Origin of the sequence: Nocardioides lacusdianchii (assembly GCF_020102855.1) — a bacterium.
Taxonomy (GTDB): Bacteria; Actinomycetota; Actinomycetes; order Propionibacteriales; family Nocardioidaceae; genus Nocardioides; species Nocardioides lacusdianchii.
In genome coordinates, this window is sequence record NZ_JADHZD010000011.1 from 70,828 (window position 1) to 96,299 (window position 25,472).

Annotated in this window: 25 protein-coding genes and 1 tRNA gene; 18 read left to right on the plus strand and 8 right to left on the minus strand. The window is 71.0% G+C overall.

The window, feature by feature from the left end; translation table 11 throughout:
• The first annotated feature begins 37 nt into the window (after positions 1-37).
• Complete coding sequence (locus tag IRX98_RS15690; RefSeq protein ID WP_224278335.1) at positions 38-1,756, plus strand: DUF3352 domain-containing protein; 1,719 nt, start codon at positions 38-40, stop codon at positions 1,754-1,756.
• Positions 1,757-1,771: 15 nt separating this feature from the next.
• Here IRX98_RS15690 and ybaK read toward each other — a convergent pair whose 3' ends face one another.
• Both ybaK and IRX98_RS15700 read right to left on the minus strand, forming a co-directional pair.
• A complete protein-coding gene (ybaK, locus tag IRX98_RS15695) occupies positions 1,772-2,260 on the minus strand; it encodes a Cys-tRNA(Pro) deacylase (protein ID WP_224278337.1) in 489 nt (162 codons plus the stop codon).
• A 132-nt stretch (positions 2,261-2,392) separates the two neighbouring features.
• Entirely contained in the window at positions 2,393-3,058 is a 666-nt protein-coding gene (locus tag IRX98_RS15700) for an LON peptidase substrate-binding domain-containing protein (protein WP_224278339.1), read from the minus strand.
• Between the two features lie 78 nt (positions 3,059-3,136).
• Here IRX98_RS15700 and hisD point away from each other — a divergent pair, with 78 nt between their 5' ends.
• From hisD to IRX98_RS15725, 5 genes are all read left to right on the plus strand, one after another.
• Positions 3,137-4,459: a histidinol dehydrogenase gene (gene hisD, locus IRX98_RS15705; RefSeq protein ID WP_224278342.1), complete on the plus strand. Its 1,323-nt coding sequence runs from the start codon at positions 3,137-3,139 to the stop codon at positions 4,457-4,459.
• Positions 4,456-5,586, plus strand: coding sequence for a histidinol-phosphate transaminase (locus IRX98_RS15710; RefSeq protein WP_224278344.1), 1,131 nt, complete (start codon positions 4,456-4,458; stop codon positions 5,584-5,586). Before hisD ends, IRX98_RS15710 begins: the two co-directional genes overlap by 4 nt.
• Positions 5,583-6,191, plus strand: coding sequence for an imidazoleglycerol-phosphate dehydratase HisB (gene hisB / locus IRX98_RS15715; RefSeq protein ID WP_207081809.1), 609 nt, complete (start codon positions 5,583-5,585; stop codon positions 6,189-6,191). Before IRX98_RS15710 ends, hisB begins: the two co-directional genes overlap by 4 nt.
• Positions 6,188-6,826, plus strand: coding sequence for an imidazole glycerol phosphate synthase subunit HisH (hisH, locus tag IRX98_RS15720; RefSeq protein WP_224278346.1), 639 nt, complete (start codon positions 6,188-6,190; stop codon positions 6,824-6,826). The genes hisB and hisH overlap by 4 nt, the downstream gene beginning before the upstream one ends.
• A 67-nt stretch (positions 6,827-6,893) precedes the next feature.
• The gene (locus IRX98_RS15725; RefSeq protein WP_308045184.1) at positions 6,894-7,832 is read left to right on the plus strand and encodes an L-lactate dehydrogenase; all 939 of its coding nucleotides are present in this window, start codon (positions 6,894-6,896) and stop codon (positions 7,830-7,832) included.
• Here the strand turns inward: IRX98_RS15725 and IRX98_RS15730 are convergent.
• On the minus strand, positions 7,829-8,335 hold the full coding sequence (locus IRX98_RS15730) for a hypothetical protein (protein ID WP_224278350.1): 507 nt from the start codon (positions 8,333-8,335) through the stop codon (positions 7,829-7,831). The genes IRX98_RS15725 and IRX98_RS15730 overlap by 4 nt on opposite strands.
• A 115-nt stretch (positions 8,336-8,450) precedes the next feature.
• Between IRX98_RS15730 and IRX98_RS15735 the strand changes: the two genes are divergently transcribed.
• Positions 8,451-9,965, plus strand: a complete 1,515-nt coding sequence (locus tag IRX98_RS15735; RefSeq protein ID WP_224278351.1) for an HNH endonuclease signature motif containing protein — start codon at positions 8,451-8,453, stop codon at positions 9,963-9,965.
• A 75-nt stretch (positions 9,966-10,040) separates the two neighbouring features.
• Here IRX98_RS15735 and IRX98_RS15740 read toward each other — a convergent pair whose 3' ends face one another.
• Entirely contained in the window at positions 10,041-10,880 is an 840-nt protein-coding gene (locus tag IRX98_RS15740; protein WP_224278353.1) for a DUF3626 domain-containing protein, read from the minus strand.
• A 114-nt stretch (positions 10,881-10,994) separates the two neighbouring features.
• On the opposite strand from IRX98_RS15740, the gene priA reads away from it, so the two are divergent.
• The 8 genes from priA to IRX98_RS15780 all read left to right on the plus strand — a co-directional run bounded on the left by priA (position 10,995) and on the right by IRX98_RS15780 (position 19,261).
• Positions 10,995-11,744 (plus strand): bifunctional 1-(5-phosphoribosyl)-5-((5-phosphoribosylamino)methylideneamino)imidazole-4-carboxamide isomerase/phosphoribosylanthranilate isomerase PriA, encoded by a 750-nt coding sequence (gene priA / locus IRX98_RS15745; RefSeq protein WP_224278355.1) that lies wholly within the window; start codon positions 10,995-10,997, stop codon positions 11,742-11,744.
• Positions 11,741-12,193 carry an NUDIX hydrolase gene (locus IRX98_RS15750; RefSeq protein WP_224278357.1) on the plus strand — a complete coding sequence of 151 codons (453 nt, stop codon included), beginning with the start codon at positions 11,741-11,743 and terminating at the stop codon, positions 12,191-12,193. The genes priA and IRX98_RS15750 overlap by 4 nt, the downstream gene beginning before the upstream one ends.
• Positions 12,190-12,981 (plus strand): imidazole glycerol phosphate synthase subunit HisF, encoded by a 792-nt coding sequence (gene hisF, locus IRX98_RS15755; RefSeq protein WP_224278359.1) that lies wholly within the window; start codon positions 12,190-12,192, stop codon positions 12,979-12,981. The genes IRX98_RS15750 and hisF overlap by 4 nt, the downstream gene beginning before the upstream one ends.
• Positions 12,982-12,990: 9 nt before the next feature.
• Positions 12,991-13,896 carry an ABC transporter substrate-binding protein gene (locus tag IRX98_RS15760; protein WP_224278361.1) on the plus strand — a complete coding sequence of 302 codons (906 nt, stop codon included), beginning with the start codon at positions 12,991-12,993 and terminating at the stop codon, positions 13,894-13,896.
• Positions 13,896-14,771 carry an amino acid ABC transporter permease gene (locus IRX98_RS15765; protein WP_224278362.1) on the plus strand — a complete coding sequence of 292 codons (876 nt, stop codon included), beginning with the start codon at positions 13,896-13,898 and terminating at the stop codon, positions 14,769-14,771. Before IRX98_RS15760 ends, IRX98_RS15765 begins: the two co-directional genes overlap by 1 nt.
• Entirely contained in the window at positions 14,768-15,505 is a 738-nt protein-coding gene (locus tag IRX98_RS15770) for an amino acid ABC transporter ATP-binding protein (protein WP_224278364.1), read from the plus strand. The genes IRX98_RS15765 and IRX98_RS15770 overlap by 4 nt, the downstream gene beginning before the upstream one ends.
• Positions 15,506-15,632: 127 nt before the next feature.
• Positions 15,633-17,456: an ABC transporter ATP-binding protein gene (locus IRX98_RS15775; RefSeq protein WP_224278366.1), complete on the plus strand. Its 1,824-nt coding sequence runs from the start codon at positions 15,633-15,635 to the stop codon at positions 17,454-17,456.
• Complete coding sequence (locus IRX98_RS15780; RefSeq protein ID WP_224278369.1) at positions 17,453-19,261, plus strand: ABC transporter ATP-binding protein; 1,809 nt, start codon at positions 17,453-17,455, stop codon at positions 19,259-19,261. The genes IRX98_RS15775 and IRX98_RS15780 overlap by 4 nt, the downstream gene beginning before the upstream one ends.
• A 20-nt stretch (positions 19,262-19,281) precedes the next feature.
• Here IRX98_RS15780 and IRX98_RS15785 read toward each other — a convergent pair whose 3' ends face one another.
• Positions 19,282-19,716 carry an SsgA family sporulation/cell division regulator gene (locus IRX98_RS15785; RefSeq protein ID WP_224278371.1) on the minus strand — a complete coding sequence of 145 codons (435 nt, stop codon included), beginning with the start codon at positions 19,714-19,716 and terminating at the stop codon, positions 19,282-19,284.
• Between the two features lie 203 nt (positions 19,717-19,919).
• On the opposite strand from IRX98_RS15785, the gene IRX98_RS15790 reads away from it, so the two are divergent.
• Positions 19,920-20,417, plus strand: a complete 498-nt coding sequence (locus IRX98_RS15790) for a PGPGW domain-containing protein (protein ID WP_224278373.1) — start codon at positions 19,920-19,922, stop codon at positions 20,415-20,417.
• 62 nt (positions 20,418-20,479) lie between these two features.
• Positions 20,480-20,551: transfer RNA gene (locus IRX98_RS15795), tRNA-Val, on the plus strand.
• 155 nt (positions 20,552-20,706) lie between these two features.
• Here IRX98_RS15795 and IRX98_RS15800 read toward each other — a convergent pair.
• The 3 genes from IRX98_RS15800 to mobF form a co-directional block, all read right to left on the minus strand.
• Positions 20,707-20,904 (minus strand): helix-turn-helix domain-containing protein, encoded by a 198-nt coding sequence (locus IRX98_RS15800; RefSeq protein ID WP_224278376.1) that lies wholly within the window; start codon positions 20,902-20,904, stop codon positions 20,707-20,709.
• Positions 20,897-21,136 (minus strand): hypothetical protein, encoded by a 240-nt coding sequence (locus IRX98_RS15805; protein WP_224278378.1) that lies wholly within the window; start codon positions 21,134-21,136, stop codon positions 20,897-20,899. Before IRX98_RS15805 ends, IRX98_RS15800 begins: the two co-directional genes overlap by 8 nt.
• A gap of 486 nt (positions 21,137-21,622) precedes the next feature.
• The gene (gene mobF, locus IRX98_RS15810; RefSeq protein WP_224278379.1) at positions 21,623-24,097 is read right to left on the minus strand and encodes a MobF family relaxase; all 2,475 of its coding nucleotides are present in this window, start codon (positions 24,095-24,097) and stop codon (positions 21,623-21,625) included.
• 495 nt (positions 24,098-24,592) lie between these two features.
• Between mobF and IRX98_RS15815 the strand changes: the two genes are divergently transcribed.
• A complete protein-coding gene (locus IRX98_RS15815; RefSeq protein WP_224278380.1) occupies positions 24,593-25,150 on the plus strand; it encodes a VanZ family protein in 558 nt (185 codons plus the stop codon).
• Positions 25,151-25,472 lie beyond the last annotated feature (322 nt).

Sequence of the window (25,472 nt, forward strand, 5' to 3'; positions counted from 1 at the left end):
GCACCTCGGGACGCTGCAACGGGGGAGCGGGAGCAAGATGAGCATGTCACCGGGTGGACCGGAGTACCTCGAGGGATCGGGGCCGGCCACGACCGCCCCCGACAACGACAACCGCAAGCGGCTGATCGCGCTCGGCGCCATCGTCGCCGGCGGCGCGGTGGTCGCAGGTGGCGCCTGGGCGGCGACCAGCTTCTTCGCCACCGGTGAGCAGCCCGCCGAGGCGTTGCCCGCCTCGACCGTCGCCTACATGAGCGTCGACCTCGACCCCAGCGGCGGGCAGAAGATCGAGGCGATCCGGACGCTGCGCAAGTTCCCGGCCTTCACCGACGAGATCGACCTCGAGACCGACGACGACCTCCGCGAGCGCCTGTTCGAGGAGATCACCTCCTCCGGCGAGTGCGAGGGCCTCGACTACGCCGAGGACGTCGCGCCGTGGCTGGGCTCGCGCGCCGCCGTGGCAGCGGTCGACCTCGGTGAGGACGAGCCCGCGCCGGTCGCGGTCGTCCAGGTGACCGACGCGGGTGCGGCCGAGGAAGGGGTCCAGACCCTGATCGACACCTGCGGCGGCGGGTCGAGCGACGAGAGCGGTGACGTGGGCGGCTGGGCCGTCGAGGGCGACTGGCTCGTGCTGGCCGAGACCGACGAGATCGCCGACCAGGTGGTCGAGGCCGGGGGCTCCGGCACGCTCGCCGACGACGCGGCCTACGCGAAGTGGACCGGCGAGGCGGGTGACGACGGCTTCATGTCCTTCTACGTTGCCAAGAGCGCCGCCCAGTACCTCGGCGACGTGGCCGCGCTGGGTGCGCCGCTGACCGGGATGTCGTCGGACTCGATGGGCGGGTTGGACGAGCCCTTCGACCAGGAGTGCCTCGACTCGGCCACGACGTCCGAGGAGTTCGACGCTTGCTTCTCCGAGCCGACCGAGCCCTCCTCCGACAGCGGCTCGGGCGAGGTCCCGCCGGAGCTCCAGCAGGTGATCGACGACTTCGACGGCATGGCCGCCACCGTCCGCTTCGACGACGGCTCGATGGAGATCGAGTACGCCGTGTCCAACTATCAGCCCGACATGACGAAGTTCGTCGACTCCGACGAGGGTGCCTCGATGGTCGCCGGACTCCCCGAGGACACGGTGGCCGCGCTGGGCTTCTCCCTCGAGGAGGGCTGGGCCGAGGCGTTCGTCGACTACATCAAGACCACGCTGCCCGACGACACGGCGTCGATCGACGAGGGCATCGCGGAGCTCGAGAGCGAGACCGGGCTCGAGTTCCCCGAGGACATCGAGACGCTGATGGGCGAGGGCGTGACGATCTCCCTCGGCGGGGGCATCGACCCCGACGCGATCGCCAACGGCGGCCCCGGTGAGCTGCCCGCAGGCATCACCATCAAGGGTGACGCCGAGGAGATCCAGGCAGTGCTCGACAAGATCGTCGACCAGGTGCCCTCGGAGATGACTCCGATGATGGAGGTGACCGAGGGGGACGGCTACGCCGTCCTGGCGTTCCAGGACGGCTACCGCGGCAAGCTGGAGGCCGGTGGCGACCTCGGTGGCACCGACGACTACGGCCGGGTGGTGGAGGACGGCGACGCCCAGTCGGTGCTCTACGTCAACTTCGACGCCGACGACAACTGGCTGGTCCGCGTCACCGACGACATGCCCGAGGTGAGCGAGAACCTCGAGCCGCTCTCGGCCTTCGGGATCAGCAGCTGGGTGGACGGCGACGTGCTGCACGGCCAGATGGAGCTGACGACCGACTGAGTCGCTCGTACGCACTCAGCGACCGATGGTGGCGGTCACCGCACCGGTGACCGCCACCAGGTCGTGCGGGGCGAGCTCGAGGTCGAAGCCGCGTCGCCCGCCGGAGACCAGGATCGTGCCGTGCTCGAGCGCGGAGGCGTCCAGCACGGTCGGGTGGGCGCGCTTCTGACCGATGGGGGAGATGCCTCCCGCGACGTAGCCGGTGGCCCGCTCGGCGGCTGCGACCTCGGCCATGACCGCCTTGCTCCCGCCGAGGGCGCGCGCCAGGGCCTTCAGGTCCAGCTGCCCGGAGACCGGGACGATCCCGACGACCAGCCGGCCGTCGAGCGAGGCGAGCAGCGTCTTGAAGACCCGCGCCGGGTCGACGCCCAGCGCCTCGGCCGCCTCGAGGCCGTACGACGCCGCGCGGGGGTCGTGCTCGTAGGCGCGCACCTCGTAGGCGATGCCCGCGGCGCCCAGCGCCACGGTGGCCGGGGTGCCGCCGGGGGACTTGCGCTTTGCCACGGCTGCTCACTCCTCGCGTTCGTCATGGTGGATTTTCGACGCGCTCGTGCGACTTCGTTCCTCAGCCGCGTCGCTTGCTCGATCTGGCCGCGCCCACGCGCCGCGCTCCTCCCTCACGCGCCGCTGCGCGTCTCAGTTCGGCGACCACGCGGTGCGCGCGACCTGGGTCGCGGGCAGGGAGGGGATGACGTTGATCGCGCGGAGCTCCTCGGTGAGCAGGCGCGTCACCAGCCGGAGCCGCTCGGTGGCGTCGGGCGCCTCGAGCAGCGACTGGCGCTCGGCCATCGGCAGCGGGGTGAGGGCGGACAGCGTCCAGGCGAGGTAGTCGGGGTCGCGCGGCAGCGTGCCGCTGAACGGGTCGCCCTGGAGCTCGGTCATCGCTGCGCGGAAGGCCGTGAAGGTCGAGCGCGCGCGGTCGAGCACGTCGATGGGCACCTCGACCTCGGGCTCCGGCATCACCGCGACCATGCCCTGGGGGAACTCGTCGCCGCGCGACATCTCCTCCAGCTTCAGCCGCTCGCGTGCGACCGCGACGATGTCGAAGGTGCCGTCCTCGCGGCGGTCCACCTCGGTGAGCTGCAGCACGCACCCCACGCGGTAGACCGACTGGGCGCCGTGGTCGCCGACCTCGTAGCCCTCGCGGATCGCCACGGTGCCGAAGACCCGCGCCGCCGGGTCGTCCACCGTGAGCAGGTGCCGCACGAGCATGCGGTAGCGGTCCTCGAAGACGTGGAGCGGCAGGCTCATCCCCGGGAACACCACGGTGTTCAGCGGGAACATCGGCAGCGGGTCGCTCACGTTGCGAGACTAGCCGGGCGTGTCCACCCGGCACCCGCGACTTCGGTCCGACCCGCCGGGGAACCTAGACTCGGGGGCATGTCCCTCATCCGCCGCATCGACCTGCGGGACGCCGACCGGGCGTCCGTCGACTATCGCGCGAGCGTGCCTCGCGCCGAGTTCGACGTCGAGGCCGCGACGCATCAGGTGCAGCCGATCATCGACGCCGTCCGGGCCCGGGGCGTCGAGGCGATCACCGAGTTCTCCGCCCGTTTCGACGGCGTCGAGACCGAGGACATCACCGTGCCGCGCGAGGCCATCCGGGCCGCGCTCGAGGAGCTCGACCTGGGCGTGCGCGCCGCGCTGGAGGAGTCGATCCGCCGGCTGCGGATGACGTCGGAGGCCGAGCTCGAGCACGACGTGACCAGCGAGGTCGCGCCGGGCGCGACCGTCACCCACCGCAAGGTGGCCATCGACCGCGTCGGCCTCTACGTCCCCGGCGGGCTCGCGCCGCTGGTCAGCAGCGTCGTCATGAACGTCGTGCCCGCCCAGGTCGCCGGGGTGCGCTCGATCGCCCTCGCCAGCCCGCCGCAGAAGAACAACGGCGGCCTGCCGGAGCCCGCGATCCTGGCTGCGTGCGCGCTGCTCGGCGTCGACGAGGTGTACGCCGTCGGCGGCGCCCAGGCGATCGCGATGTTCGCCTACGGAGCCGGTCCGTGCGCGCCGGTCAACCTGGTGACGGGCCCCGGCAACATCTACGTCGCGGCGGCCAAGCGGCTGCTGCGCGGCGTGGTCGGCATCGACTCCGAGGCCGGTCCCACCGAGATCGCGATCCTCGCAGACGACAGCGCCGACCCGGCGTACGTCGCCGCCGACATGGTCAGCCAGGCCGAGCACGACCCGATGGCCGCATCCGTGCTGGTCACCGACTCGCTCGCCCTCGCCGACGCGGTCGAGGCCGAGCTCGACAAGCAGGTCCACGCGACCCGCCACACCGAGCGGATCCTCACCGCGCTCGGCGGTCGCCAGTCCGGCATCGTGCTGGTCGACGACATGGACCAGGGCGTGGAGGTCGTCGACGCCTACGCCGCCGAGCACCTCGAGATCCAGACCCTTGACTCCGCCGGCCACGCCGCGCGCATCCGCAACGCTGGCGCGATCTTCGTCGGACCGTGGTCCCCGGTCTCCCTGGGCGACTACTGCGCCGGCTCCAACCACGTGCTGCCCACCGCCGGCTGCGCCTGCCACTCCAGCGGGCTGTCGGTGCGCGCCTTCACGAAGTCGGTGCACGTCATCGACTACTCGCGTGAGGCGCTCGCCGAGGTCGCCGACCACGTGGTGACCCTGTCGGGGGCCGAGGACCTGCCCGGCCACGGCCAGGCGGTCAGCGTCCGGTTCGACGCCGAGCCCACGCAGCCGTGAGCGGCCGGTTCCCACCCCTGCGCGAGGAGCTGCAGGGGATCGAGCCCTACGGCGCGCCCCAGCTGACGCTCGAGCAGGCGCCGGTCCAGCTCAACGTCAACGAGAACCCCTACGGTCCCTCGCCGGAGGCCGCGGGCGACATCGCGCGTGCCGTCGGCGAGGCGGCGGTGACGCTGAACCGCTACCCCGACCGGGAGTTCGTCGAGCTGCGCGAGGCGCTGGCGGCGTACCTCAACACGTCGGGCGGCTCCGGCATCACGCCCGCGATGGTGTGGGCGGCCAACGGGTCCAACGAGGTGATGCTGCAGCTGCTGCAGGCCTTCGGCGGCCCCGGACGCGTCGCGCTGTCGTTCGCGCCGACGTACTCGATGTATCCCGAGTACGCCCGCGACACGATGACCGAGTGGGTGGCCGGCCACCGCGCCGAGGACTTCTCCCTCGACCTCGACGCCGCGCGGGAGCTCGTCCTCGAGCGCAAGCCGTCGGTGGTGCTGCTGCCCAGCCCCAACAACCCCACCGGCACCGCCCTCCCGCCCGAAGCGGTGTCCATGCTCTGCGAGGCTGCCGGGTCCTACGAGCCCGGGGGCCTCGTGGTGGTCGACGAGGCCTACGGCGAGTTCCGCCGCGCCGGTACGCCGAGCGCGCTGGAGCTGCTGCCCGAGCACCGCAACCTCGTGGTGACGCGCACGATGAGCAAGGCGTTCGCGCTGGCGGGCGCCCGACTGGGCTACCTCGCCGCGGACCCCGCCATCGGCGACGCGATCCGGGTGGTACGGCTGCCCTACCACCTCTCCGCCGTCACCCAGGCGACCGCGCTCGCCGCGCTGCGGTACGCGCCGGAGCTGCTCGGCCGGGTCGACGACCTGCGCGCCGAGCGCGACGCGACCGTGGTGTGGCTGCGCGAGCAGGGCTTCGAGGTCGCCGACTCCGACGCCAACTTCGTGCTGTTCGGCCGCTTCGGCGACCGGCACGCGGTCTGGCAGGGGCTGGTCGACCGCGGGGTGCTGATCCGTGAGACCGGACCCGAGGGCTGGCTGCGCGTCTCGGTTGGCACCCCCGACGAGATGGCAGCATTCAGGAAGGCACTGATGGACGTGACCATCGACGCGAACGAGGAGCAAGCATGAGCCGCACCGCCAGGATCGAGCGCACCACCAAGGAGTCGAAGGTGCTCGTCGAGGTCGACCTCGACGGGACCGGCCGCTCCGAGGTGTCCACCGGCGTGGGGTTCTACGACCACATGCTCGACGCCTTCTCGCGCCACTCGCTGACCGACCTCGTCGTCCGCACCGAGGGCGACACCCACATCGACGCCCACCACACCGTCGAGGACACCGCGATCGTGCTCGGCCAGGCCCTGCGCGAGGCGCTGGGCGACAAGTCCGGCATCCGCCGCTTCGGTGACGCGACCGTGCCGCTCGACGAGGCGCTCGTCCAGGCAGTCGTCGACGTCTCGGGCCGCCCCTACTGCGTGCACACCGGCGAGCCCGAGGGCCAGGTCTACGTCGCGATCGGCGGCACCGGTGCGGCGTACCAGGGCTCCCTGACCCGCCACGTCTTCGAGACCATCTCCTTCCACGCCCACCTCGCGCTGCACGTGCGCGTGCTGGCCGGACGCGACCCGCACCACCTCGTCGAGGCGCAGTTCAAGGCGTTCGCCCGGGCGTTCCGCGACGCGGTCGCGATCGACCCGCGCGAGACGGGTGTGCCGTCGACCAAGGGCAGCCTGTGACCCCTGACGTCGTCGTCCTCGACTACGGCTCGGGCAACCTGCGCTCGGTCGTGCGGGCCGTCGAGCGCGCCGGCGCCGAGGTCACCCTGACCGGCGACTTCGAGACCGCTCTCGCGGCCGACGGCCTCGTGGTGCCCGGCGTGGGGGCGTACGCCGCCTGCATGGAGGGCCTGCGCGCCATCAAGGGCGACCGCATCATCGGCCGGCGCCTGGCGGGCGGCCGGCCGGTGCTGGGCATCTGCGTGGGCATGCAGGTGCTGTTCTCCGGCGGTGTCGAGCACGGCGTGGAGACCGACGGCTGCGACGAGTGGCCCGGCCTGGTCACCCGCCTCGAGGCCGACGTGGTGCCGCACATGGGCTGGAACACGGTCGAGGTGCCGTCCGGTTCGCGGCTCTTCAGCGGCATCGAGGACGAGCGGTTCTACTTCGTGCACTCCTACGCCGCGCGGTCGTGGGACCTGGTCACCAACGACCGCACGCGCGCGCCCCTGGTGACGTGGGCCGAGCACGGGGGAGACCGGTTCGTGGCGGCGGTCGAGAACGGGCCCCTCGCGGCGACCCAGTTCCACCCCGAGAAGTCGGGGGACGCGGGCGCCGAGCTGCTCAAGAACTGGGTCGCGTCGCTCCGCGCCTGAGGTCTTGCTCGGACCTCCGGTCTGCACCAGTGGTCGCGGCCCGCTACCGCGTGCCACAGTGTCGTCCGTGTCCAAGGTCGCAGTCGTCGGAGCCGGAGCGGTCGGGACCGCCATCGCCTATGCAGCACAGACCCGTGGCACCTGCCGTGAGCTCGCGCTGTTCGACCTCAACGCCGGCAAGGTGCGCGCCGAGGTGCTCGACCTCAACCACGGCCTCCAGTTCACCCCGATGGCCCGGATCACCGGCAGCGACGACCTGGAGGTCTGCGCCGGCGCGGACGTCGTCGTCATCACGGCCGGCGCCAAGCAGGACCCCGGACAGACCCGCCTCGACCTCGCCGCGGCCAACGTGGCGATGTGCCGCGAGCTCGTGCCCGAGCTGGTGCGCCTCGCGCCCGACGCGCTGCTGCTGGTCGTGACCAACCCCGTCGACGTGGTGACCTACGCCGCGCTGGAGTTCAGCGGTCTGCCGCCGCACCGGGTCTTCGGCTCGGGCACGGTGCTGGACTCCTCCCGACTGCGCTTCCTCATCGCCGAGCACACCCGCGTGGCCGTGCAGAACGTGCACGCCTACATCGCCGGCGAGCACGGCGACTCCGAGGTGCCGCTGTGGTCCACCGCGACCATCGGGGGCGTGCCCGTGAAGGACTGGGAGGGCAACGGCGTACGCACCCTCGACGAGGAGGTGCGCACCCGCATCCACCACCAGGTGGTCACCTCGGCCTACGAGATCATCGCCGGCAAGGGGGCCACCAGCCTCGCGATCGGCCTGGCCGTCTCCCGTGTCCTGGAGGCGGTGCTCAACGACGAGCACCGGGTGCTGCCGGTGACCTCACGCCTCGACGACCTGCACGGCCTCTCCGACGTCTGCCTGTCCATGCCGTCGGTGGTCGGGCGCAACGGCATCGAGAGCGTGCTCGCCACCCCGCTCGCCGACGACGAGCTCGACGCGCTGACCGCGTCCGCCGCCGCGGTCACCGCCGTGGCACGGAGCCTGGGCCTCTAGCCCGACGCGCCCTGGTCCGACTCGGCGAGCGCCTTCAGGGTGAGCAGCTGCTTGCGGGCCATCACCAGGTCGCCGACCGACAGCGCCGGTGCGAGGATGCGGTGGGTGCGCGCGGCCACCTTCAGCAGCAACCGGGTGCCCGTGGCCTCCGGCACGACGGCGTACGACATGTACGCCGACATGATCCGCGCGGTGAGCTCGCGTCCGGGGTCGACCGCCAGCACCTCGCCCTGGTCGATCCCGAAGGCCCGGGTGAACGGGTCGCCGGGCGTGGGCTCCGGCACGTCGCGCAGCTCGCGAGGCGAACGGCGCCCGAGGTTGTCGACGAGGTCGTAGGAGTACGGCGCGATCCGCACCTGCCGCAGCCGCGCCCACACCGTCTCGGGGTCGGCGTGGACAGTGACGCCCCGCCACGCCTCGAGCGTGGGGGCGGCGACGAGCGCGTCGCAGCCGTAGCGCCGCTCCACCTCGGCCTGCGTCACGCCCCACCGATCGCCGATCACGCTGCCACGCTAGTCGGGGCCGCCACTTCGTTGGTCGAGTAGCCGGAGCTAGGTACGAGCGGAGGCGTATCGAGACCCGCGCCCACTGTCGGACCCCTTCCCTAGACTCGAACACATGATCGAGACACTGGAAGCGGGGCCGGAGGCTGGGGCAGACGCCCTGAGCCCCGCAGCCCTGCTCGCCTCGATCCGCTCCCGCAAGGCGGCTGAGGATCAGGCCGCGGCCGATGTGCTGGAGCTCGCTGCCAGGTGGGCGGACCTGCACCCGCCGGAGTCGATCCACAGCGCAGCGTCGTTCACGGTGGCGGGGTGTGAGCACGAGGAGCCGATCGCCGGACCGGGTACGCCGCTGGTGGCGGAGTTCTGCGTCGCCGAGCTCGGCACCGTCCTCGGCATCACGAGCGTGTCGGCGAAGAAGCTGATCGGTCATGCCCTGGAGCTGCGCCACCGTCTCCCGCGGTTGTGGGCGCAGGTCCACGCGGGACGGGTGCCGGCGTGGCGGGCTCGTGCGGTCGCCGAGGCGACGATCCACTCGACCCCTGCGTTGACTCGTGAGGCGGCGCGGTTCGTCGACGCGCAGGTCGCGGCCGTGGCCGGCAGGATCGGGCCCGCGCAGCTGGACCGGCTCGTCGCGGAGACCATCAAGCGCTACGACCTCGCCACGGTGGACCCGGCGGCGGATCCGGAGGACGGTTACCTGCACGTGGACCCGCGCCACGTGACGATCCACGACCAGGACGTGCACTTTGCCGGGACGGTGCGGCTCGAGGCCGAGGTCGACCTCGCCGACGGTCTCGACATCCACCAGGCCCTCGCCTACCGTGCTGCCACTCTCAAGGCCCTCGGGTCCGAGCTGCCGCTCGACGCACGGCGCGCCAAGGCCCTGGGTGACCTGGCCCGGACGCAGACCGCGCTCGACCTCCACGACTCTGCTGCTGGTCGAGCAGCCGGTGGATCTGCTGGTGATCGAGCAGCCGGTGGATCTGCTGGTGGTCGAGTAGCCGGTGGATCTGTTGGTGGTCGAGTAGCCGGTGAGGAACGAGCCGGCGTATCGAGGCCCGACCTCCCCGCAGCCCGTCAGGTCGTCCTCCACGCCCACTTCGACGCCACCACGGCCGGCGACACCACGATCTTCAGTCCGACCGGTCGGCTCGAGGAAGGCCAGCGGCTGGTCCTGCTCGACCAGCTGAAGTCGTGGTGCGGTGACTCGCGGACGAAGGTCACGGTCAAGCCGGTCATCGACCTCAACGAACCGAAGTCTGCGCCGGGATACGAGATCCCGGACCGGATCCGTGAGCACGTCATCCTCCGGGATCGGACCTGCGTGTTCCCGTGGTGCGCGCGGCCCGCGCGTGGTTGCGACGTCGACCACGTCACCGAGTTCGACCACGACGCCGAGGCAGACGGTCGACCCCAACCCGGACCGACGGAGACCGAGAACCTGGGCGCGTTGTGCCGGTTCCACCACAGGCTCAAGACCCACTCCGCCTGGCGCTACGACATGGTCGCGCCCGGAGTGTTCGAGTGGACCTCTCCTCACGGCCACCGATACCGCCGCGACCGCACGGGCACCACCGCACTCGACCCACCTGACCCCGGCCGTCCCCGGGTCCCGTCGCCGCGAAGATGACCACGCCCTATACCCCGCCACCCACGCGTCGGCGGGGTCACAGGCACGTCCCGGTCCGCCCGGCGCGGCCGGGCCTCACGAAGAAGCAGGTGCCCCGAGCGCCGCGACGCAGTGCCAGACCTTCTTCAGGTCCTGCGGATCCTCGTCCCCTCGGAGTGCGGCACGGCCGATGACCGCGGCGTCCAGGACGCCGGCTGCGGCGATCCTCCTGCCGACGTCGACGATCCGCGGCCCGCGCAAGTCGGGGTGCCGCTCGAGCACGTCGATCGGCAGGCGGCGGCCCTCGTGCCACTCGACCGGGACGCCCAGCGTGTGCGCCTGGTCCGCGACCTCGGTGCCCCTGAAGCACGGGTCCAGCACGAGCGCCTCGACGTCGGTGTCGAGCCTGACCGTGCCGTGCACATGGGCCTCGACGTAGTCGTCCAGCACCCCGTGCCCCTGACCGTCGGCGAGCTGGATCAGGTCGAACCGCTCGGCCGTGCCCATTGCCGTCGGGTCGAAGGTCGAGTCAGGGAAGCAGAACGTGCTTCGGTCCAGGACCGACTCCTTCAGGCGGAGGTGCGAGGACCCGAAGCGCGGTGCCCCGCCGATCGGTCGCCGACGGTGGTTCAGGGCCCCGTACTTCGGGCGCTGGGCGGCCGGTGCGTCGTCGTACGCGTCACCGAAGATGCGTTGCTCCCACCGCCACCGGTCGCCGCCGGGATGCGCGGTGAGCCCACCGTTGCTCGTCCCGGTCTCGAACTGCGAGCGGTAGACGCCGTCCCGGGCGAGGCACTCCAGCACGTTCGCACCGTCGAGGACCCGGTCCGGGTGGAAGTTGAGCGTGACGCGCAGCGAGCGGTCCAACGCACCGCCCGACGACGCCGCCGCAACGTGGGCGACCGCGCGAGCCGACCAGGAGCTGGTCGGCGTCACCACCGTGCTCCTCCGCCACCGATCCCCATGGGGTCAGTCAACCCGACGTGTGCCCCGTCTCGTGCCAGCGAGGGCACTCCCGGCCCGGCACGGCGCGACTCCTAGGATTCACCCATGCCCAGCACCCCCGAGCAGCCCTACCTCGAGCTCCTGCCCGCCGTCGACATCAAGGGCGGCCAGGCCGTCCAGCTGGTGCAGGGCGTGGACGGGTCGGAGAAGCGCTTCGGCGACCCGGTCGAGGCCGCGCTGCGCTGGCAGGAGGCGGGCGCCGAGTGGATCCACCTCGTGGACCTCGACGCGGCGTTCGGGCACGGCCACAACCGCGACCTCCAGGCCAGGATCGTCGGGGCCCTCGACATCCAGGTGGAGATGAGCGGCGGCATCCGCGACGACGAGTCGCTGGAGGCCGCGATGGCGACCGGCTGCCGGCGCGTCAACATCGGCACCGCCGCGCTCGAGCAGCCCGAGTGGTGCGCGAAGGCGATCGCGACGTACGGCGACCGCGTGGCCGTGGGCCTCGACGTGCGGGGCACCACCCTCGCCGCGCGCGGCTGGACCCGCGAGGGCGGCGACCTCTACGAGACGCTCGCCCGTCTCGACTCCGAGGGCTGCGCGCGCTACGTCGTCACCGACGTCAACAAGGACGGGATGCTCCAGGGCCCCAACCTCCAGCTGCTCCGCGACGTCTGCGCCGCCACCGACAAGCCCGTCGTGGCGAGCGGCGGCGTCACGACCCTCGACGACATCCGCGCCCTGATGACGCTCGTCGGTGAGGGCGTCGAGGGCGCGATCGCCGGTACGGCGCTCTACGAGGGTCGTTTCACCCTCGAGGACGCGCTCGCCCTGACGAGGCCGACGTCGTGAGCCTGGAGTTCACCGACTACCACACCCGGCTGGCGGCGTACGCCCTGCTGGTCGACGAGGACGAGCGCGTGCTCCTCGCGTGGTGGAACGGCGAGGGCCACAGCGACCCCGAGTGGTCGCTGCCCGGCGGCGGCATCGACTTCGACGAGTCGATCACCGACGGGCTGGTGCGGGAGGTCTTCGAGGAGACCGGCTACCGCATCGATCCGGGCGCGCTCGTGACCGACCACCACTTCACCGCCCGCGGCCGGACCTTCGACGGATGGTTCCGCTCGCAGCGGTTCGTCTTCGAGGCCACGATCACCGGGGGAGAACTCGGGACGACCGAGGTCGGCGGTTCGACGGACCACGCCGCGTGGGTGCCGCTCTCCGACCTGGAGGGACAGCCGCGCTCGGAGATCGTCGACATCGCGCTGGCCGCCCGTGGGGCCCAGGGGGCACGCGCATGAGCCTCGCGATCCGCGTCATCCCGTGCCTCGACGTCGACGGCGGCCGCGTCGTCAAGGGCGTCAACTTCACCGAGCTCCGCGACGCCGGTGACCCGGTCGAGCTCGCCCGCCTCTACGACGCCGAGGGCGCCGACGAGCTGACCTTCCTCGACATCTCCGCCTCCCACGAGGGCCGCGCGACGACGATGGAGGTCGTCAGTCGGTGCGCCGAGGAGGTCTTCATCCCGCTCACGGTCGGTGGCGGGGTGAGCAGCGTCGACGACGTCGACCGCCTGCTGCGCGCCGGTGCCGACAAGGTCGCGGTCAACACCGCCGCCATCCACCGCCCCGAGCTCGTCGCCGAGATCGCCGACCGCTTCGGCAACCAGGTGCTGGTGCTGAGCGTCGACGCCCGCCGCGTCGGCCCCGACCACGAGGGCAGCGCCAGCGGCTTCGAGGTGACCACCCACGGTGGGCGCAAGAGCGCCGGCCTCGACGCGATCGAGTGGGCCGTGCGCGCCGCCGAGCTGGGCGCGGGCGAGATCCTCCTCAACGCCATGGACGCCGACGGCACCACCGACGGCTTCGACCTCGAACTGATCCGGGCCGTACGCCGCGAGGTGAGCATCCCGGTCATCGCCAGCGGGGGAGCGGGCGCGGTCGAGCACTTCGCGCCGGCCGTCGACGCGGGCGCCGACGCGGTCCTGGCCGCGACGGTCTTCCACTTCGGCACCCTGCGCATCGGGGACGTCAAGGCAGGTCTGTCCACGGCCGGCCACCCGGTCCGCTGGGGCGCGCACGCGCCGTAGGATCAGCCCATGCTGAAGACCGCCCGGCCGCGCTCGATGCGGCACCTCGTCCTCGCGGCGACCGCGACCGCGACCCTCGTCCTGACGGCGTGCGCCCCGACCGACGAGGCCGACTCCGGCTCCGACAGCGCCGCCGACGGCTCGTCGGAGTCGCCCGCGGCCGACGAGTGCACGCCCGACTCGATGGAGACCATCGCCGACGGGACCCTGACGATCGCGACCGACGACCCGGCCTACGAGCCGTGGTTCGTCGACAACGACCCGACCAACGGCCAGGGCTACGAGTCCGCGGTGGCCTACGCCATCGCCGAGCAGCTCGGCTACACCCAGGACCAGGTCACCTGGGTCACCGTGCCGTTCAACAAGGTCGTCCAGCCGGGCCCGAAGGACTTCGACTTCGACGTCAACCAGGTCTCCATCACCGAGGCGCGCCGCAACGCTGTCGACTTCTCGTCCGGCTACTACGACGTCGTGCAGACGGTCATCACCAACAAGGGCAGCTCGATCGACGGCGTCACCAGCATCGCCGACCTCGCCGACGCCAAGCTCGGCGCCCAGGTGGGCACCACGAGCTACACCGCGATCATCGACCAGATCCAGCCCTCGGAGGAGCCGGCCGTCTTCGACACCAACGACCAGGCGGTGCAGGCGCTGAACAACGGCCAGATCGACGGCATCGTCGTCGACCTGCCCACCGCCTACTTCATGACGGCCGTCCAGCTCGACGACGGCACCATCGTCGGCCAGCTGCCGCTGCCCGCGGGCGAGCCCGAGCAGTTCGGCGCGGTGCTCGACAAGGACAGCCCGCTGACCGACTGCGTGTCCGGCGCCGTCGACGCCCTGCGTGAGGACGGCATCCTCGACCAGATCAGCCAGGAGTGGCTGGCGCAGCAGGGCGCACCCGAGCTGTCCTGATGCCGGAACGGGTGGCCTCCACGGCCGCTGGGGACTGGGCGCCGTCCGCGGTCCAGCGCGACCGCGACGAGTGGCGGAGGCGTCGTACGCTCCGCAGCGCGGCGATCGCGGCGGCCAGCACCCTGCTCCTGCTCGGCGCGCTCGCTGGCGCCGTGGTCAGCTCACCGGGCTGGGACCGGGTCCGCGAGACCTACTTCAGCTGGGACAAGGCGGTCTCGTCGTTCCCGGCGGTGCTCGACGGGCTCTGGCTCAACATCCGCGTCATGGCGATCTGCTGGGTCCTGATCCTGGTGCTCAGCCTCACGGTCGCGGTGGTGCGGACGCTGCGCGGCCCCGTCGCGTTCCCGTTGCGGCTCCTCGGGACGGCGTACGTCGACATCTTCCGCGGCCTGCCGCTGCTGCTCGTGATCTTCCTGCTCGGCTTCGGTGGTCCCGCCCTGCGCCTGCAGGGGCTGCCCACCTCGCCCCTGTTCTGGGGCGGCACCGCGCTCGTGCTCTCCTACTCGGCCTACGTCGCCGAGGTCTTCCGGTCCGGCATCGAGTCGGTGCATCCCAGCCAGCGGCTCGCCGGTCGCTCGCTGGGGCTGTCCTACGGCCAGACGCTGCGCCACGTCGTGCTGCCGCAGGCGTGGCGGCGGGTGATCCCGGCCCTGATGAACGACCTGGTCTCGCTCCAGAAGGACTCCGGACTGATCGCGGTCCTCGGGGTCTACGACGCCATCCGCAGGGCGCAGATCGAGACGTCGCTCGACTTCAACTACACGCCGTACGTCGTCGCGGGCGCGCTGTTCTGCTGCCTCACCATCCCGATGGCCAGGCTCACCGACCGCTACGCCCGCAAGAAGGGCTACCACGGGGCAGGAGGCCATCTGTGAGCACCGAGCTGCTGCGGCTGGAGGGCGTGCGCAAGTCCTTCGGCGACCACGTCGTGCTCAGCGACGTCGACCTCTCGGTCGAGCCCGGCCAGTGCGTGGTGCTCATCGGCGCGTCGGGCTCGGGGAAGTCGACGCTGCTGCGCTGCGTCAACCTCCTCGAGGTCGTCGACGACGGCGTGATCACCTTCGAGGGCCGCGACATCACCGACCCGCGGGTCGACGGCGACGAGGTGCGATCGCGGATGGGGCTGGTCTTCCAGTCCTACAACCTCTTCCCGCACCTCGACGTCATCGGCAACGTCACCCTGGCGCTCAGGCTGGTGCACGGCGTCGGCTCCGAGGAGGCGCGCACCCGTGGCCTCGCCATGCTGGAGCGCGTGGGCCTCGCCGAGAAGGCCACCGCCCGCCCCGACGACCTCTCGGGCGGCCAGCAGCAGCGCGTGGCCATCGCCCGGGCGCTGGTGGCCAACCCGCGGCTCATGCTCCTCGACGAGGTGACCAGCGCGCTCGACCCCGAGCTCGTGGGGGAGGTCCTCGACCTGCTCGGCGAGCTCAAGGACGAGGGCGTCACGATGCTGCTCAACACCCACGAGATGGGCTTCGCCCGCGAGGTCGCCGACCAGGTCTGCTTCCTGCACGCCGGGCGGATCCACGAGCAGGGGAGCCCCGAGCAGGTGCTCGGCGACCCCCAGCAGGAGCGCACCCGCGGCTTCCTGTCCCGCATCCGCGCCTGACCCCACCCGTCCGGTCGATCCGATTCGTCCGCTGTCGGTCCCGAGGAATAGCCTGACCCGGCTGGTTGGTTGCGCTCGGCAACCGACGTGGTCGGCGGACGAGACGGACAGGCGAGGTGCGACACCGGTGGGCGAGGACGCGGAGCTGAAGGGCACCACCACGCGCGACGGCTTCCGGGTCCTGTGGGTCGGCGTCAAGCGCGAGCCCAAGGTCTTCACGGTCGCCACCCTCGGGGCGGTCCTCTTCGGTGTGCTCACCGTGGCCGACGCCTGGGTGCTCGGCTGGTCCACGGAGAACGTGCTGATCCCGGCCTTCGACAACGGCGAGATCGGCACCGACATGCTGGTCTGGGTCTTCGCGCTCTTCATGGCCGTGGCCATCCTGCGCGCTGTCGGCATCGTCGCGCGCCGCCTCGGCGGCGGCATCATGTACTACCGGATGCAGTCGCACACCCGTCGGGCGGTGACCAGGCAGTACCTCTCCCTCCCGATGGAGTGGCACCAGCGCCACCCGACCGGCCAGCTGCTGTCCAACGCCTCCTCCGACATCGAGGCCGCCTGGTCGCCGATCATGCCGCTGCCCATGGCGCTCGGCACCGTCGTGATGATGGTCATCGCGGTCGTCCAGATGTTCGTCGCGGACGTCGTGCTGGCCCTGGTCGGGCTGCTGGTCTTCCCGGCCGTCGTGGCGGCGAACCTCCTCTACCAGCACTACTCCTCGCCCCTGATGACTCGCGCGCAGGGCCTGCGCGCCGAGGTCAGCGAGATCGCCCACGAGTCCTTCGACGGCGCCATGGTCGTCAAGACCCTCGGCCGCGAGACCGAGGAGACCGACCGCTTCGGCGCCAAGGCCCGTGAGCTGCGTGACGTCAACATCCGCGCAGGCCGCATCCGCGCGATCTTCGACCCGGCCCTGGCCAGCCTCCCGGGACTCGGCGTCCTCGTGGTGCTCGCCGTCGGCGTCGCGCGCGTCACCAGCGGTGCCACTGACGCGGGCGACGTCGTCACCGTCGCCTACCTCCTCACCATCGTCTCCTTCCCGATCCGCGCCATCGGCTGGCTGCTGGGCGAGTTCCCGCGCTCGGTCGTGGGCTACCGCCGCGCCAAGGCCGTGCTCGACGCGCAGGGGTCGATGCAGTGGGGCGACGCCGAGCTGCCCCGCACCGAGGAGGGCGCCCTCCTCGAGGTCCAGGATCTCCACTACTCCTACGACGCCGAGACGCCCCTGCTGCGCGGAGTCGACTTCGACGTACGCCCGGGGCGCACCGTCGCGCTCGTCGGCGCGACTGCGTCGGGCAAGAGCACGCTGACCAGCCTCATGACGCGACTCGTCGATCCCGACTCGGGCACGGTCCGCGTCGACGGGCAGGACGTCACGCAGCTGCGCAAGGGCCAGCTCTCGCGCAGCGTCTCGCTGGTCCCGCAGACCGCCTTCATGTTCGACGACACGGTCCGCGACAACGTCACCCTGGGCGCTGACGTCCCCGACGAGGACGTGTGGGCGGCCCTGCGCACAGCGCAGGCAGACGGCTTCGTCGCGGCCCTGCCCGGGGGGCTGGACTCCCTGCTGGGCGAGCGCGGCACGTCGCTGTCCGGTGGCCAGCGCCAGCGGCTGTCCCTGGCCCGTGCGCTGGTGCGCCAGCCCCGGCTGCTGATCCTCGACGACGCCACCTCCGCGGTGGACCCCGAGGTCGAGGCACGCATCCTCGCCTCGCTGCGCGACGACGTCGGCGGGTCCGCCGCCTCGCTCGTGGTCGTCGCCTACCGCAAGGCCACGATCTCCCTGGCCGACGAGGTCATCCACCTCGACGGGGGTCGGATCGTGGGGCGCGGCACCCACGCCGAGCTGCTGGCCTCCAGCCCGGCCTACGCCCAGCTCGTCAACGCCTACGAGGTCGACGCAGACGCAGACGCCGGTGCCGGTGCCGGCGCAGAGGGGACCACGCGATGAGTGCCACCGCACCCACCTCCGGCACCAAGATGGACTCCGGCGAGGAGATCGGCGCCTGGGCGACGATCCGCCTCGGCATGAAGTACTCCCCGGAGCTCCGCGAGGGCCTCGGCTGGACGCTCGCCCTGGCCGTCATCGCCTCGTGCGGGCAGATCGTGGTGCCCATCGCGGTCCAGCAGACCCTCGACAAGGGGCTCAACGGCCCCGGCGGCCCCCGCTTCGACTTCGTCGCCTGGATGGGCGTGCTCGCCGCCCTCGCGATCGTCGTCACGAGCGTCGCGTCCTACGCCATGACCAACCGGCTCTTCACCACCTCCGAGCACGGCCTGGCCACCCTGCGCACCAAGGCCTTCCGCCACGTCCACGACCTGCCACTGCTGACCCAGAACACCGAGCGCCGTGGCGCGCTGGTCTCGCGCGTCACCTCCGACGTCGACCAGGTGAGCCAGTTCCTGGTGTTCGGTGGCCTGATCTTCGTGGTCAGCATCGGGCAGATCCTGGTCGCCACCGTCCTGATGCTGTTCTACAGCTGGGAGCTCGCCGCAGTCGTGTGGCTCTGCTTCGCACCGCTCTTCGGTTCGATCCGCTGGTTCCAGAAGAAGCTCTCCGCCGCCTACACCGTCGTACGCCAGCAGGTGGGCGTCCTGCTCGGCGCCATCTCCGAGCCCGTCGTCGGCGCCGCCGTGGTCCGCACCTACGGTGTCGAGGACCGCACCCAGCGCCGCATCGACACCGCGATCTCGGACTGGCAGAACGCCTACACCCACGCCCAGACCTACACCGTCACGTCCTTCTCCCTGGGCGGCCTGTCGGGTGGTCTGGCCAACGCCGGCGTCATCATCGTCGGGATCCTGCTGGGCTTCACCTCTGACATGACCCCGGGACGGGTGCTCGCCTTCGCGTTCCTCGTCACCCTGTTCGTCGGCCCCGTGCAGATGGGCACGCAGATCCTCACCGACGCGCAGAACGCCATCGCCAGCTGGCGTCGCGTCCTCGGGATCCTCGAGACCCCCGCCGACCTGATCGACCCCGGCCCCGAGGGCGAGGCGCTGCCGCGCGGCCCCATCGACGTGCGGTTCGACCGCGTCACCTTCGCCTACCCCGCCGGACCGCCGGTGCTGCGCGACATCGACCTCACCATCGACGCCGGCACCCGGGTCGCGATCGTGGGGGAGACCGGGTCGGGCAAGTCGACCTTCGCCAAGCTGCTCACCCGCCTGATGGACCCCACCGAGGGCTCGGTGCTGCTCGACGGCATCGACGTACGCCGCATCGACGCCGGGTCGCTGCGCCGCAGCGTCGTCCTCGTGCCGCAGGAGGGCTTCCTCTTCGACGACACCATCGCCGCCAACGTGCGCTACGGCAAGCTCGACGCGACCGAGGACGAGATCCGTGCTTCGGCCGTCGAGCTCGGCGTCGACGACTGGGTGGCCGGCCTCCCGCGCGGCCTGCACACCCAGGTCGGCCAGCGAGGCGAGTCGCTCTCGGCCGGCGAGCGCCAGCTCGTCGCGCTGCTGCGGGCCCACCTCGCCGACCCGGACCTGCTGGTCCTCGACGAGGCCACGAGCGCGGTGGACCCGTCGCTGGAGATGCAGATCGGCCGCGCGCTCGAGCGACTCATGCAGTCGCGCACGTCCGTGACGATCGCGCACCGGCTCTCCACTGCGGAGAGCGCGGACGAGGTGATCGTGGTCGACAAGGGCCGCGTCGTGCAGCGCGGACCGCACACCGAGCTGGTCGCCCAGCACGGCAGCGTCTACTCAGGCCTGCACCGCAGCTGGATCGCCCAGCACTCCCACGGCTGAGCCGCGGACCGGGCAGCGCCTCAGGACGCGAGGACCTGGCTGATGAGCAGGTCGGCGTCGAAGAAGTCCGACTCGGTGCCCGGCGCGACGAGCGCCGCGGTGCGGGCGATGAAGTCGTGGATGTCGCCGGCTCGGGCCAGCAGCACGAGGTGCCCGTCGGGCGAGCTCAGCTCGATGCTGACCATCGCGCGGCCGCTGACCCCGACGGTGGGGGACACGTGCACGTCGCCGTCGCCGGAGGGGCTCTCGGTGCCCCGGATCAGCAGGTCGCGGCCGAAGGTCCACACCAGGTTGCCGTCGGAGGTGATGAACGTCATCGCCACGGCGAAGGGGTCGGAGCTTCGGTAGCCGAGGACGGTGTCGATCTCGTGGCGGATGCCGCGCTCGTCCATGCACTCGACCGTGATGTCCAACGCGACATCGGACAGGGTGTGCCCGCTACCGGACATGTTCATGGAGGCTCCTTGGGGTGCGCCCGGGGGTGAGGCCGGATTGAGTTGTTCATGAGACGACATCCGGACCCCCTCGTGATGCGAAACGACAAAATATGGTCAACACTGGTTTAGACCGGATCTTGACCCGGACTCATGATGAACTTGACGTTACATGCGATTAGAGCCCTGCGTGGGCGTGTGGCGCAGCCCGGTAGGTTTTCCCCATGACAGGGGCAGCGAAGCGCATCGCTCTCGAGATCCTGGGGTGGGTGCTCCTGCTCCTGGGCGTGGCCGCGATCTTCCTGCCCGGCCCGGGGCTGCTCGGCATCTTCGCCGGGCTCGCCCTGCTCTCCCAGCAGTACGACTGGGCCGAGCGCCGCGTGGAGCCCGTCCGCATCCGCGCGCTCCTGGGTGCGGCGGAGGGCGTGGAGACGTGGCCGCGCATCGTCGCCTCGTGCCTGGGCGCCGTGGCGCTGGCCGCGTGCGGCGTGCTCTGGATCATCAAGCCGCCGGCGCCCGAGTGGTGGCCGGTGTCGGAGACGTGGTGGCTGCCGGGCGGGATCTGGACGGGCATCACCCAGGTCGCGTCGGCGTTCATCGCGATCGCGTTGATCGTCTACAGCTACCGCCGCTTCCACGGCCACCCGGAGAAGGCCGCGGAGCTGCGCCGCCAGATCAAGGGCGAGGGCTCCGAGCGCGAGCAGGCCGCCGACCGGTCCTGAGCGGACCTCGGACCCCCTGATTGCAGTGGCGCTGCCGCCATGGGATATCGTTCCGGCGTCGCGGGCGATTGGCGCAGTGGTAGCGCGCTTCGTTCACACCGAAGAGGTCACTGGTTCGAACCCAGTATCGCCCACCCGAGTAGCTGCAGGTGAGAGGCCCTTTCCCATCCGGGGAAGGGCCTCTCGTGCAACATACGTGCAACAAGACCGACGCTGATCCGGCCAATGCTTGGCATGACTTGCTGTGTCGTTCGGCGGTGCGGCCGCTGTCAGCGGGGCCCACCGATCGTCAGGAATGCCCGGCGGGAATTTGTCGAGGGGTGGCCTCGAGGTCCTCGAGCTTGATCCGGATAGCGCGCTTGCCACAGCGGTACGCCGGGAGGTTGCCGGCGGCGATCCAGCGGCGGATGGTCTTGGTCGAGACCGACATGGCCTCGGCGGCCTCCTCGAGGCTGAGGTAGACGGGGATGGTGCGTCGTTCAGCCATCCGAGCCCACCTCCGTGTGCGTGATGGTCGCTGAGGCGAGGAAGCGTCGGGCTTCGGCGACGGTGATGTACAGCCGGCCGACGCCTTGGAAGCGGGTCCACCTGGGTCCCACGCCACGCTGGCGCCAGTCGCGGACGGTGCGCTGGGGTGTGCGGATGAGGTCGCAGAACTCTTCGAACAGGATCAGGTTGTTGTCGTCCCAGTCGTCGGGGATGCCGATGGGTGTCACCATCACGTCGCCTTTCGTCGTGGCCGTCGACGGATTCGAGGGCCTTCTCCCGGAAAAGCAACGGCCTGCTGTGCGGATCGGACATCCGCTGGCCATCCGTTGGTCATGCGATGGTCATCCGTGTCGAGGTCGGCGTCTCCGTAGTCACCTATGTCGTCGCTGGTCCCTCGAGCGATCACCCTTGGGGAAACCCGGATCAGCGACCGATCCCGCGGGACGGCGGCACGGTGGATGGGACCGGCGGGGTTGTGCGCCGCGGCCCGTCGCGCAGTGCCGCAGCCTGCAGTGCGGTCGCGGGTGAGGGCGCCGGTGTGGTTGCGGGTGAGGGCGCGTTCGGTCCATACCGGTCGATGTCGTCCGCGGCCCTCTGGGCGGCCTGGGCGGGTCCGAGGTCCGCACGGTCACGGCTGAAGACCTCAACCCACTGGCTGCGGGCGTCATCGACCGTCTCGGCGACGAGGTGGGCGACGTTGTGGTGACGGCCCCGGGTCATAGCGACGTACGCCGACGCCGCGCCGGTGTTTCACCGAGGGCGATGTGTGCCGAGTCGACAGTCTCGCCCTGGGCCCCGTAGGCAGTGGTGGTGAATGCCAGCTCGACGTGCTCGCGGACGTACTCGGCGGGAAGCGCGCGCTGCCCGGCGCGACCGACCACCAACAGGCTGCCGTCCTCACCGACACCGGCGACGGTCCAGGTGTCACGGTTGGCGACCTCGAGGTCGCGGTCGTTGCGTCGGGTCGCGACTCGGTCGCCGAGGCCGATTTGCTCACCACGACGCGTGACAGGCTCGCCAGCACTGTCCCCAGCCCGCTCACCAGATGGCTCACCAAGTCGTGTGTCAGAGCCGTGACGGCGGTCGCGGATGGCTGCGTTGAGCGCACTCACCTGGTCGCGGGTGTCGGCGATGATCAGCTGCTCACCATCCCTGGCACCATCCTTGACACTGCCATCGACACCGTCGGCGCCGATGGCGGCGAGGGCTGCGGTGCGTTCGACGTCGGTTGCGTGAAGGACGATCTGCCCGCGCTTGAGGATGGCGTCGAAGACCTCACCGGGCCGCTCACCCGAACGCATGAGAAGTGAGAGGTCGGCGTACGCGGGATCGGTGAACCGGTGGACCGACTCGAGCTCATGACGGGCTGCGGGTGACACCCAGCGCGCGGCGAGGTCGAGGACACCGCCACGCCCAACTGCCGGGAGCTGGTGGCGGTCACCGAGGAGCGCGACCCTGGCGTGGGCTCGGTCGGCGATGGCGAACAGCGCGCGGGCTGTGTCCTGGTCAAGCATGCCGGCCTCGTCGACGAGCAGGACGTCGCCGGGAAGCAGGCGTGCGCGGGCCTCAGGTGTGGCGTCGGTCTGCGACCAGTGGCCGTCCTCATCCCACCGGTAGCCGTGTTGGTGGATGAGCCAGGCTGCGGAGAAGGCGTCGGCGCCGACCTGCTGCTGGGCTGCTTGAGCGGCCTTGAGGGTGGGGGTGACGACCACGAGTCGACGGTCGGCGGCGTCGAGTACGTCGCGTGCCGCTGCGAGGGTCGTGGTTTTCCCGGTGCCGGCGGCGCCTTCGATCACGAGCAGACCGGCGCCGCCGGCCAGCGCCGCCACGATACGTCGCTGCGTGGGGTCGAGCCGCGCCAGATCAACGGGGCCGCGGACCCGGACCGCGTCGGTCACCGGCCGCGCGGCGCGTGCGGCGATGCTCTCGATCAGGTCGGCCTCGACCGCAAGGACCCGCTCGGAGGTCAGGCTGCGGGCGTGCTCAGGGACGTCGTCGCGGTCCAGCAATGGCACGCACCGTGTCCGGGCACGCTCGGCGATGTCCTCGACCAGCTCGTGCCGCACCCCACGTTCCGCGACGACGCCGACGGCGGCGATCAGTCGTTCGACCTCACCGCGGATGTCGGGGGCGTTCCACGCCGACCGCTTAGACCCGAGCCGGGTCAGCACGAGATCGGCCGCGACGTCGCGGTTGAGTCGACCGATATGCAGACCCGGTTCCGTCGCGGGAATGGTGGGTGGGTTGAACCCGAGGTCGCGCAGCTCGTTGTTCCATGCGGCGACGAGGTCGGCGCCGCTGCGTGGCACGACCTTGTCGGGTCGCGCGTCGGCCCACGCACGTCGGTCCCACGTCTGGCGCAGCCGCGGCCCGGGCTCGGTGCCGGGATGCGATGCTCGCCAAGCAGCCTCGTACCGATCGACGTTGCGGCCGATCTGCGCGGCGCGCTGGCTGAACCGTCCGACGTACGGCGCGAGCTGCTCGATCTCGCCGTCGTCATCCAGCGTGTACCCCCGCGCAGCCAGGGCTGCCCGGAACTCGGGGTCGCACATCACGGCCGCGTGCCCGATCCCGTTGAGCGCCTCGATGCTGTCCACCACCCCGACCGAGTGAAGGCCACGCCACGCCCCACGCGCGAAGACGCGTGCGCTGATCTGCACGTGCAGGTGACGGTGCGGGTCACCGGCACGCGACGTGTAGTGCTGCACCACCGCGGCCTCGAGCTTCTCCACCGGTACCTGCAACTGCCGACCACGCGGCCCGACGCGGGTGGTGGCGTGCTCGCCCACCCACCCGATCACCTCACCTGCGGCTCGGTCCATCGCCGCGTCGTACGCCGCCGCGATATCGGGGTTAAGTGCGGCGGCGACCGACCACGACTTCGGGCCGTTGACGACGACCTCGACGAACCGGAGTGCGTGCGAGTCGTCGCGCAGCCGCCCCTTCGGCGTTCCGGTCTCGATGTCGTAGCCCGCGACCCAGCGTTCATAGGCGTCCCCATCGAGCGTCCCCCCGTCCTGGACTGCGGTAACACCGCGTCCCCCCTCCCTCGGCGGAGTCGCGGCGATGTATCGCTCGGCCACCCCGGTGCCCTCGGCCAGGTAGTAGTCATCAACCCGGGAACGGTCGGCCTCGACGTAGGAGCGCGCAGCGGACGCCGAGCCGCGGTAGAACTTGATTCCACCGTGCACGCCCGTCACCGCCCATCAGCACTCGTCACCTAGCCTTGAAATGACGCCCGGCCCGCCCCAAGGGGCGGACCGAACTACGGACCTTCGTAGCATGCGTGCCGCTCGGTTTTGAAGGCTTTCGAGGTGGGTGCGGCGGTGCGGAATCCGGGTCCGTCACTGAACGTCAATCGAGCCGTCGCGCTGCAGGAGGCGCCGACGACTTCGGGTGGTGTGGCTGGATCGGCGTGGCCGTCGTAGCGTCATCGATCTTGGCTTTCGTCGGCCAACTTGGCGCGACGATGCGGGCGCTCCTCCGGACCGTTTTGGGGCGTCCGGCTGTATCGGTGAGCAACCGACCTGAACCCAACCCGGCACCCGGTTCGCCGGCCGGAAGCTGATGCGTCCGCCGCCCATCGACACGATTGTGTTACCGGATCTGCCGATGAGCGGGTGCGGTGCATCGCCGTCCGTGGCGAGTCGCTGGGGTTGAGGCGTCCCCACCCTTAGGTTCGGACCATGTTCGACGACGACGTCTGGCGGTACCTCCCGCTTGGTCCGCTGCCCACTCTCCTCGTGGCCGTTGTCGGGCTCGCTGCGGCTACCTACGTCACGGTGAACCGTTCCCGAACCGCTCGTACGGCGGCGGCGGTCATGCTCGTGTTCTCGGTGCTAGTTGTGCTCGTCGTGACAGCGCGAGGCACCCTGGCGAGCCCCGACGGGGAGTTCAGTTGGAGACTCGGCGAGTCGATCCGAGGCGAACTCGGCAGCGTGAACCGGGCATTGGGCCTGGTCAACGTCTTCGGGAATGTCGCGTTGCTTGTTCCGGTCGGCTGGATGGCCGCCGTCCTGTCGGATCGCCGAGAAGTACTTGTCGGGGTAGCGAGCGCGCTGGCGCTGTCGGTGTTTGTGGAGGTGTGGCAGATGCTCTCGGGGTCGTTCGGCGATGTCGACGATCTAGTCCTGAACTCCCTTGGAGGACTAGTGGGGGCCACTCTCGCTGTCATGCTGAAGCCCGTGCGGCGAGGCCGTACGGCTGGCGCTCCCGTAGTGGCGCAGAGCGAGTCCGCAGGCTAAGGAGCAGCCCTACCCAGCCGACATCGGTGCTTCGGAAGAACATTCGGATCTGCCGCGTTGAGGGCGGCTACGCTCGCCCGGATCTGCCGCGTTGAGGGCGGCTACGCCCGCCCGGATCTGGCACCCCTCTGTGTCAACGGGTGCTTGGAGTGAGGGTCTTCCGGCTGGCTGATGGTCGGCGTAGCGTCGGCTTCGCGGGTCCGGGAAGTGGCTGATCCAAAGTGCCGATGAGCGGGTGCGAGTCGGCCGTGCTGGATTGGAGAGTCGCCCCGCAGTGCCCTCCCGGATCCGCTCCATCCTGCTGTTGAGCGAACTGGGCGTC